Raw genomic sequence first — 9,550 nt, forward strand, 5'->3', positions numbered from 1 at the left:
AAAGACTCATTACTGAGTTACAAGCAACTCTTGCAGCCAAAGTTCCTATGGCTGATGATATTACTGTTGAGGCTGATTCTGGTGGTCATACAGACAATCGTCCTTTAGTTTGTCTGTTACCTTCGATTATTTCTTTGCGTGATGATATTCAATCACAATATCATTACCAAACACCTGTGAGAGTTGGCGTAGCAGGAGGAATTGCTACACCGCAATCAGCTTTAGCAGCCTTTATGATGGGTGCTGCTTATATTATGACTGGCTCAATTAATCAGTCATGTATTGAATCTGGTGCTTCTCAATATACCAAACAATTGCTGGCTCAAGCTGAGATGACTGACGTAATGATGGCTCCAGCCGCAGATATGTTTGAAATGGGAGTGAAACTTCAAGTACTAAAAAAAGGAACTCTCTTTCCCCTACGAGCACAAAAACTGTTTGATTTATACAAGACCTATGACTCAATTGAAGATATTCCTATCCAGGAAAGAGAAAAATTAGAAAAACAAATTTTTAGAAACAGTCTAGAAGCAATTTGGCAAGAAACAGTTAATTATTTGTCCCAGCGCAGCCCCGATAAATTAATTAAAGCAGCCAGCAATTCAAAACTGAAAATGGCTTTAATTTTCCGCTGGTATCTCGGATTATCTTCTCGTTGGTCTAGTTCTGGTGAAAAAGGTCGGGAAATAGATTATCAAATCTGGTGTGGCCCAGCAATGGGTAGTTTTAATGACTGGGTAAAAGGTTCTTATTTATCTGAGCCAAATAATCGCCGGGTAATTGATGTTGCTCACCACATTATGAGTGGCGCTGTATATTTGTACCGCATACAAAGTTTGAAAATCCAAGGTTTACAAATTACAGATTACTATAACCAGTATTTTCCAGAAACTATTACTACTTTTTTAGATAAAGATTGAGTAGATTTATTGCTCATCTTGTTACCTTATCGTCAAATTATTTCAATCGAAACTCGAAACTAATGATGATTGACAATAGAAAACTGGGTCGCCTTGAGCAAGCTATGGAAACCTTAAATAGCCGTGCTAAAACCTGGAATATACTGACTATTAGTCGCATCAAAGGCCCACTCAGTGAAGAAACTCTTAGACGGGCTATAGACATAGTTCAGTGTCGCCAGCCTCGTCTAAATTCTCGAATTGTCCGCTCCAAAAATAGCCTTTATTTTCAAAATGAGGTGACAACCAAGATTGCTTTGCGTGTTGTGAGCAAATTAGAGGCTCAGCAGTGGCAAGAAGTCGTTGATGAAGAGATGAATCAGGAAATTGATAGTAGTAAAGGTTTGTGGAGAATAGTTCTTGTTGATATCTTGAGTGAGAAACATTTAAGTTATTTGATTACAACAGTACACCATGCGATCGCAGATGGGTTATCATGTATTCGACTTCATTCAGAAATCTTGAATTATTGTCATAAAATCGCGTCTGGCGAAGTAATTAATCCAGTTGCTAGCTTAACACCGCTTCCACCCATCGAAGAACTACTACCTGAATGGACGAAGGGTTTAAAAGGTAAGATAAGTAGCATCCGATTTTTTTTGCGGCTGGCATTTCAAAAAATTCGGCATAGACCAAAAACATTAGGTTTTGAAAAGTACGCACCCATTGCTCAGCGTCGTTGCAATATTATTCACAGACAACTTGACCCAGAATTAACTCAACAATTTGTCAACCGTTGCCATCAGGAAAATACTACAGTAAACAGTGCTTTATGCGCTGCAATGATGTTTACGGTAGCCAGAAAAATCACTAAAGTAAATAGAAAAGATGTCCGAGTCAACTGCTTATCATATCTTGATTTGAGGAGACATCTTGAACTTGAAATTAATGATGAGCAAATGGCTATATTAGCCTCATCTATTATGGAATTCTACACTATACAACCAAACACTTCCTTCTGGGAACTAGCTCGGCAAGTCAAACAAAAGCTAGAAGCTCGTACAAAGCAAGGGGATATCTTTAACATGATGTTAATTGCTAAGCATCTCATCAATTTTTGTTTCCTACAACCCAAGGAAGTAGCTGCTACAGTATCCGTCTCCAATATTGGCAAAGTAAATATCCCCAAAGTTTATGGTGCATTTGAGCTAGAAGAAATAAGTTTTGCTGGTTCACATTCTTTATATGCAGGTATGTTCATTACCCATGCTTCAACTTTCCAGGGAAAAATGCTGTTGAATTTCGTGTTTTCTGAGCCTTCAATTAGTAAGAATATGATGGAAGACCTTATAAACAATTTCATGTCCTGTATTTTTGATGTCTGCAATTTAAACTTGAATCTTTGCTTTACGTACGATATGTGTATTTCTTATTCAGATAAATAACTTTGATTATATTCTGTTGAACAGATTAGGACAAAATATGCATTTATTTTTTGGATAAATATCTGAAAAATACATATTTTTCCAAAGCAATTTTACTACTACTAATGCCTTCTAACTTCTATTATTTTATAGGTGTGTAAATGAGCATGTTTGTTCCCGATTCAACTGCAAAGCCATCTTACACAGCAGAGGAAATTCAAGTCTGGTTAATCTCTCATATTTCTGATGTGCTGGGAGTTAATCCCGATGAAATAGATATTAGAGAGCCTTTAGATAGCTACGGCTTGGATTCGACACAGGGGATGCTATTAGCTTCTCAAGCAGGGAAGTTGTTGGGATTTCAATTGTCTCCCCTGCTGCTGTGGCATTACCCTACTATTGAATTACTTTCTCAGCGGCTAGCTGACGAATTTCAAGCTTCAGAGTCAGAAACATTTGAGATTTAATCTTTACTTAAAACTATGAATCCAACCGAAATATTAACTAATCTCAGACAACAAGGCGTGCATATTTGGGTTGAAAACGAAACATTAAATATTCGTTCTCCTAAAGGAGTAATAACGCCAGATGTCCAAGCACAATTAGTTGCATATAAACCAGAAATTTTGGCACTTATTCAGCGCGATCGCAATCTTGGTCATGGTTCTTCTAATGTGCCAATTGCTCAAGGCTTAAGTTTACAAACAATTGGTCGTTTAATTGGGGAAAAAGATAACGAATTTAATCAAGAATTCAAGCAACCAATTATTGATCCAAGGCTAATGGCTCAAAGGTTAACTGTCACCTTCCGACCTCTACTAAAGGAATACAAAAATGTAGACATTATCAAATTTAGAGCCGAGCTACAACAAAAACTGCAAGAATATGGAGTAAAAGTTACACCCTGGGAACAAGCTACAAAAGAGTTTTTTTATGAAATAAAAATACCGTTTATTAACTTAAAACAAACCATTAAAACCAGAGTAGTTAAAACTGGAATTAATGCTGTAATTGATGTTGATAGACCACCTTCTTTGAGAAGTATAGCAGAGACATTTGCAGCCGAGAAGCTGTATCAGTTTTATTCTCGTTTTATTTTGAAAGACCGAAAAATATCGGTTACAGGAATTGCTCGATTAATCGGTTGGGCTGAAGAGTGTGCAGCTAAATATGTTGAAGATCCAACTAATACTCAGATAATTATCCTTACAGAATTAGATCAGGAGTTTGTTAATTCCCAAACCCCATATCAACAGAAGATCAAGATTGGATTGAATACTTTGGTCAGGACATTTTCAGAAATTGTGATTGGAGTCTCTTCGTCACAGTTTTCCATTTTAAATATGAATCTGTCTGACTCTGTATTTTCTAGAAATGACATGGACAATTTTGTCTTAAAATCACTCATTCCTAAAGTCTATGTTCCCATATTACCTTTACCATTAAGCAAATTCCAATTAGGAAAATATGATCCTCATGAATCCATTTATGCCACAAAACTAGTTACATTGAGTAATCATTTAGCAGACACCAATTTATTTCCTCCCGGTTCCAAGCTAAGTGAGGTGATTAAAAGAAAGTCCCACAGAGATATTGTCAACGTCATCGTCAACGGTAGAACTGGTGTTTCTTACGGCTTCGTCGCTTATGCAGAACCACCACATTATGTTGGTGAAACTGAAATAAGTGAAAGTGATTGGGAAAGCCTAGATCCTGTTGCAGAATTTACTGCTAGTGAAGTCCGTCAAAATGCCATAGGTAGACGGTATTTAAAAACTCAGATAGGAGCAAAATATAGATTTAAGCAAATTCCTGATATTTGGATTTTAAGCGCTCGCTCCGGATCAAATAAAACAAATTTGAATCTTGAGAGTGATATCCTCAGAATTGGTTTGACAGACAGATTATTACTACAGTTACCGCAGGAAGTTGATCCTCAAGTAGTAGATATTAAGCCTTCTTATGATGTCTATGTAATGCTTGCCATTAGTTTAGGTGCTGCTTTGTACACACCAGAATTAATCAAAGATGGTGCGCCAATAGTTCATTTTCATGGCTATCCAATATTTGAGTGGTTTAAACCAAATGAATACTGTGTTGGCGTACACAACCCTTCATTACCCTGTGGAACCTATGAATCAGGCGTATTCAACTTTTTGGGTATTGCCAGCTTAGCAAATCAACAGATAAACAATCATGCCTTAATTAGTTTGGTTGAACCAGATCATGGCACAAATTTCATAGCTCATGATTTGGATTATCTAGTCGAAAGATTGAAGACCGGGTGTGCAGAAGGGCAAATTGAATTGGGTGGCAAACATTTTGCTTCTTTAAAAGCAAACATAGACAAATGTGGATTTTAAATTTGCCCAAGAAAAAAGAGCTTTTGTATGAATTTTATGTCAGTGAGGTATAACACCTAAACAATTAAATAATTCGTAATTAATTTGTGTTTTCCATGCAATAATCTTTGAGCCATGAACATCAAAAACAAAACTCTTCTCATCACAGGAATCGGTGGGTTTATCGGCTTGCGAACTGCCGAGCTAGCCCTAGCACAAGGGATGAAAGTCCGTGGACTGCAACATTCCGTAGATAAAGCGAAAAAAGCAGAAAAACTTGGCGCGCAAGTGATTTTGGGCAGCGTTACTGATCCTGTTATTTGCCAAAAAGCTTGCCAAGGAGTAGACATTGTTTTGCATACAGTTTCAGTTGGCAAAGAAGGTGGTTCACTCGACCATTTTCGTGAGGTAAATGTCGGTGGCACTATCAACATGGCTAAAACCGCCAGGGAAGCTGGTGTAAAAAGTTTTGTCTATCTTTCAAGTGTAATGGTCTATGGCTTCAACTATCGCGATCGCATCACGGAAGAAGGGCCATTATGTGGTGAGAATAATGTTTACTGTCAGACGAAAATAGAAGCTGAAGAAGCACTTTTACAACTAAATGCACCCCCAGATTTTGGCATCATCAACATCAGACCAGGAGATGTTTATGGGCCAGGGAGTATCACCTGGATAGTCCGACCACTTCTATTGATGCGCCAAAGATTATTTGCTTTGGCTAACGGTGGGCAAGGAGTTATGAACCATGTATATTTGGACAATCTAATCGAAGGCATATTTCTTGCCATAGAAAAAGAAGCTTATGGAGAAGCTTTTAATATCACTGATGGTCAAGAAACTTCTTGGAAAGAGTACTTTATGCGCCTAGCCGAAATTGGAGGTGTACCAAAGCCGATTTCTTTACCAGCTAGTGTCCTCCAATCTCTGCTCTGGCAGCAAAAACTTGCAAATAAAATTTTGGGCAAGAAAACTGATATTCTCCCGGACTCTTTGGGTTTTGTGACTCGTCCTTATGCTTATTCCATTGCCAAAGCACAAAGCAGATTAACTTACCAACCAAAAATCGATCTGCAAGAAGGAATGCGACGCACACAGGAATGGTTGCAAAAAACAGATATCCAAGAATTAATTCAGCCATGAAATAATGCATTGGTTGTTTCATTTGCCTTTAGTCTATCCAGCAGCTACTTGGCGAGTTGCAAGGGAAAAGTTGAAACTTAACTAAGAGCGTTTACAATGACTCATTTTGGGGTTCTCTGTCTGGCATCAACCGGTCATCTTAACCCGATGACCACTTTAGCGCGTGAACTGCAACAGCGCGGACATCGTGTCACTTTGTTTGCAGTTCCCGATGCTCGGCCTAAGGCATTAATTGCGGGAATAGAGTTTTGCACAATTGGCGAATCTGAGTTTCCTGCGGGGAGTATGCCACAATTGTTTGCCCAACTTGGTAAGCTGAGCGGGTTAGCTGCAATGCGTTACACCATCAATTGGTTCAAGCAGGTAGCTGCTATGACTTTTCAAGATGCTCCTGAAGCAATTAGAGCGGCTGGTGTTGAAGCGTTGCTAATTGATCAAGCGATAGTAGGAGCGGGGAGTATTGCTGATTTCTTAGACATTCCCTTCATCAGCGTTTGCAATGCTCTACTGTTCAATTTAGAAGATGGTGTTCCGCCCTTTGTCACGCCTTGGAACTATGATCCATCATTGTTAGGGTATTTACGTAACCGAGTGAGTAACTGTGTATTCAATCGCGTCATGATACAACCCATACGAAAAGTGGTAGAAGAATTTCGCCAAACTAGGAATTTGCCTCCATATTCCAGCTACAGTGATGTTTATTCTAAGCTGGCTCAAATTAGCCAGCAGCCAGTTGAGTTTGAGTTTCCCCGCCGCGATTTGCCCCAGTGCTTCCATTTCACAGGGCCCTTTATTGACTCAGCTTGTCGGGAACCTGTATTTTTCCCTTTTGAAAGTTTGACAGAACAACCGCTGATTTATGCTTCGATGGGAACATTACAAAATTGCCAGCAATATATTTTCCGTTGTATTGCTGAAGCCTGTGTAGGATTGGATGCCCAATTGATAATTTCTCTAGGTGGCAGCCCTCTTAACTCTACATCTTTGCCCAAGTTTCCAGGAGCGCCTTTGGTTGTTGGCCATGCACCTCAACTAGAATTGCTCAAAAAAGCCTCCCTTACCATAACTCATGCCGGACTTAATACCGCTCTAGAATCTCTCAGCAACGGTGTGCCCATGGTTGCCATTCCTATTACTAATGATCAGCCGGGTGTAGCAGCACGCCTTTCTTGGACTGGTACTGGAGACGTTGTGCTCCCATCGAGCTTAAGTGTTTCTAGGTTAAGAGCAGCTATCAAGCGGGTATTGAGTGAAGTTCCTTACAAAAACAACGCAACTAGGTTACAAAAAGCTATTCGTTTAGGCAAGGGTCTTAATCGAGCCGCTGACATTATTGAGCAGGTTATAGCGACTGGAAAACCTGTTTTGGCTAAAACACATCCCCAGCGAGCAGATTTCTTGTCCTCAAACCGTAAATCTCTGGCAAAAATCAATTAGGTAGAAACCCATTACCCATCACATCTAGTAAAAAACTAACAAAATTGGAGATTAACTATGAAAGACAAACAATACATTTTAGAAAACCCATTACCCAAGAACTATACAGCCGAGTTAACAGAAGAACCAGAGAGTCTTTCCTTTACATGGGAACGTCTTATTCCCAAACAGTTAGCGAGGGATTCAGCAAGCCAAAAGCTTTTCGATATTCATCGCCGACGCTACGAGATTGCGGCACGCTATGTAAAAGGAAAACGGGTTTTAGACATCGCTTGCGGTACAGGATACGGTAGCCAAATACTTCGTCGTGCAGGTGCGAGTAGCGTAGTAGGGGTCGATATCTCTTCAGAGACGGTGCAATATGCAAAGAAGCACTATCAGGAGACTAATATGGAGTTCGTTTGTGCCGATGCTGAGCAGTTCAAGTCATCGGAGCGGTTCGATGTTATTGTTTCCTTCGAGACGATAGAACACGTTCCTCATCCCGACAAGTTACTTGCTCGTCTGCATAGCCTGCTGACTTTAGAAGGCGACTTACTGTTATCAGTACCACTGGGTGAGACTCGACATCTTGATCCCTACCACCTCCATGCATTTAGTCAGGAGGATGTGTTTGCACTACTTAAAACAGCAGGGTTTGTGATTGATCGCTACCGTTGTGATAATTTTTGTCTCACTCGTGCCGATCTTCTCCAGTGGAGGAAACTCTATCCAGCAGCTAGTCCATCATTACGCGAACAGTTTTTCACTCTTAGGGGATGGCATATCCTACGTGACTTTCTCTTTAAAGGTGTTATTACTGTGCCTGAATTAATGATTGCTGTGCGCTCAATTAATAGTGGGCATGGGGAATGGGGCATTGGGCATTGGGAATAGGGAATGGGGAATGGGGCATTGGGCATTGGGCATGGGGGATTGGGAATAGGAAAAATGGGAGTTAGAGGTGTACGCAGTTTTAAAATTAAAGCGGACTTCTGTGCGAGACGCTATTCGCGAACGTTTGTGTAGCCGCGATTTCCAATCGCCCGATGTTTCTTCCAAAAATGGATGCTCCCAGTTTATTTGCGTAATAGCTTAGCTTTGTAACATCTACTCCTATATTTTTATGAGTAAAAATCAGCCCCGATTAAGCATCGGATTACCTGTATACAATGGTGAAAAATTTCTCAAAATAGCCATAGATTCACTTTTGTCTCAAACCTTTGAAGATTTCGAGCTAATTATTTCAGATAATGCATCTACAGACCAAACTGAGAAAATTTGTAGAGCGTATCTCGACCAAGACAAACGTATACGTTACTACCGCAATGAAAAAAATCAAGGTTGCGCTCCAAATTTCAATCGCGTCTTTGAATTGTCTTCAGGTGAGTATTTTAAGTGGGCAGCTTATGATGATTTATATGCTCCAGACTTTCTCAATAAGTGTGTCGTGGTGCTTGATCAAGACCCTACTATCATTTTGTGCCATTCCCAAGTATCTATCATTGATGAATACGGGAAGTTTATTCAAAATTACGATGTCAAACTTAAGACGGATTCACCAATTAGACACGAGCGTTTTCATGAATTGCTACATAAGCATTTATGTTATCAAATTTTCGGAGTAATCCGCGCCAGTGCGCTGAAGATGATACCACCTATGGGTAGTTATGGTCATGCAGATGGAATTGTATTATTAAGACTTGGTATTCTAGGTCGATTTTATGAAATCCCAGAATATCTATTCTTTGCCAGAAAGCATCCGCAACAATCAATGAGTATGTTCATTCCCAATTACTTGTTATTTGCTAACAAAAATCAGAAACACTCCTTGAGTATGATGCCTGATTACTATGCATTTTCACTATGGTTTGATTCGGCAAATGAAGGAAAGATTATTTTGCCACACTGGAGAATATTATGGGAATATTTACTCACTATGTGGCAGGGTTCACTAAGCTTTTCTGAGCATGTTCGTTGTTCTATAAGTATGTACAAGCAGTTGAATGGTACAGAGTATCTTTTGTTTAAAGATTTGCTAAAAGCGTCCCAAATACTTTGGAAAAATTGGCAAAAAGCATTAATTAAAAACTAGTGAATATCAAGTTTTTACAGTTTTTGCAATTTTTTTAGTATATCAGCCATAGATTCAAGTTTTTCGTTTATGGCTACCTAATGAATATGAGGGAACTATCATCAACTGGAGTTTAGACTAAATCGGTGATGTTCAAGAAAAAAAGGGAGTCTGATTGAATACAGACCCCCTTTTGGCAGAACCTGAGAGAAATACTACTAACTCTCATTCGCCAATATGAAACGTGCCAGA

At 39.4% G+C, this 9,550-nt stretch carries 7 protein-coding genes and 1 pseudogene; all 8 read left to right on the forward strand.

Annotated features, from left to right (window positions below; all coding sequences use genetic code 11):
• Window positions 1-920: pseudogene (locus IQ246_RS26775) on the forward strand (2-nitropropane dioxygenase); the annotation flags it as partial.
• A gap of 65 nt (window positions 921-985) precedes the next feature.
• On the forward strand, window positions 986-2,344 hold the full coding sequence (locus IQ246_RS26780) for a condensation domain-containing protein (protein ID WP_194006340.1): 1,359 nt from the start codon (window positions 986-988) through the stop codon (window positions 2,342-2,344).
• Between the two features lie 140 nt (window positions 2,345-2,484).
• Entirely contained in the window at window positions 2,485-2,790 is a 306-nt protein-coding gene (locus IQ246_RS26785; protein ID WP_194006334.1) for an acyl carrier protein, read from the forward strand.
• Between the two features lie 15 nt (window positions 2,791-2,805).
• Window positions 2,806-4,686, forward strand: a complete 1,881-nt coding sequence (locus IQ246_RS26790; RefSeq protein WP_194006335.1) for a hypothetical protein — start codon at window positions 2,806-2,808, stop codon at window positions 4,684-4,686.
• Between the two features lie 114 nt (window positions 4,687-4,800).
• Entirely contained in the window at window positions 4,801-5,808 is a 1,008-nt protein-coding gene (locus IQ246_RS26795) for an NAD(P)-dependent oxidoreductase (RefSeq protein WP_194006336.1), read from the forward strand.
• Window positions 5,809-5,904: 96 nt separating this feature from the next.
• On the forward strand, window positions 5,905-7,245 hold the full coding sequence (locus tag IQ246_RS26800) for a glycosyltransferase (protein WP_194006337.1): 1,341 nt from the start codon (window positions 5,905-5,907) through the stop codon (window positions 7,243-7,245).
• Window positions 7,246-7,302: 57 nt separating this feature from the next.
• Window positions 7,303-8,121: a bifunctional 2-polyprenyl-6-hydroxyphenol methylase/3-demethylubiquinol 3-O-methyltransferase UbiG gene (locus IQ246_RS26805; RefSeq protein ID WP_194006338.1), complete on the forward strand. Its 819-nt coding sequence runs from the start codon at window positions 7,303-7,305 to the stop codon at window positions 8,119-8,121.
• A gap of 229 nt (window positions 8,122-8,350) precedes the next feature.
• Window positions 8,351-9,319, forward strand: a complete 969-nt coding sequence (locus IQ246_RS26810) for a glycosyltransferase family 2 protein (RefSeq protein WP_194006339.1) — start codon at window positions 8,351-8,353, stop codon at window positions 9,317-9,319.
• Window positions 9,320-9,550 lie beyond the last annotated feature (231 nt).

The organism is aff. Roholtiella sp. LEGE 12411, assembly GCF_015206995.1.
Taxonomy (GTDB): domain Bacteria; phylum Cyanobacteriota; class Cyanobacteriia; order Cyanobacteriales; family Nostocaceae; genus Komarekiella.

Coding starts and splice junctions, on each gene's coding strand:
- IQ246_RS26810 (WP_194006339.1), top strand. CDS start 8,351: ATGAGTAAAAATCAGCCCCGATTAAGCATCGGATTACCTGTATACAAT.
- IQ246_RS26790 (WP_194006335.1), top strand. CDS start 2,806: ATGAATCCAACCGAAATATTAACTAATCTCAGACAACAAGGCGTGCAT.
- IQ246_RS26780 (WP_194006340.1), top strand. CDS start 986: ATGATTGACAATAGAAAACTGGGTCGCCTTGAGCAAGCTATGGAAACC.
- IQ246_RS26785 (WP_194006334.1), top strand. CDS start 2,485: ATGAGCATGTTTGTTCCCGATTCAACTGCAAAGCCATCTTACACAGCA.
- IQ246_RS26805 (WP_194006338.1), top strand. CDS start 7,303: ATGAAAGACAAACAATACATTTTAGAAAACCCATTACCCAAGAACTAT.
- IQ246_RS26795 (WP_194006336.1), top strand. CDS start 4,801: ATGAACATCAAAAACAAAACTCTTCTCATCACAGGAATCGGTGGGTTT.
- IQ246_RS26800 (WP_194006337.1), top strand. CDS start 5,905: ATGACTCATTTTGGGGTTCTCTGTCTGGCATCAACCGGTCATCTTAAC.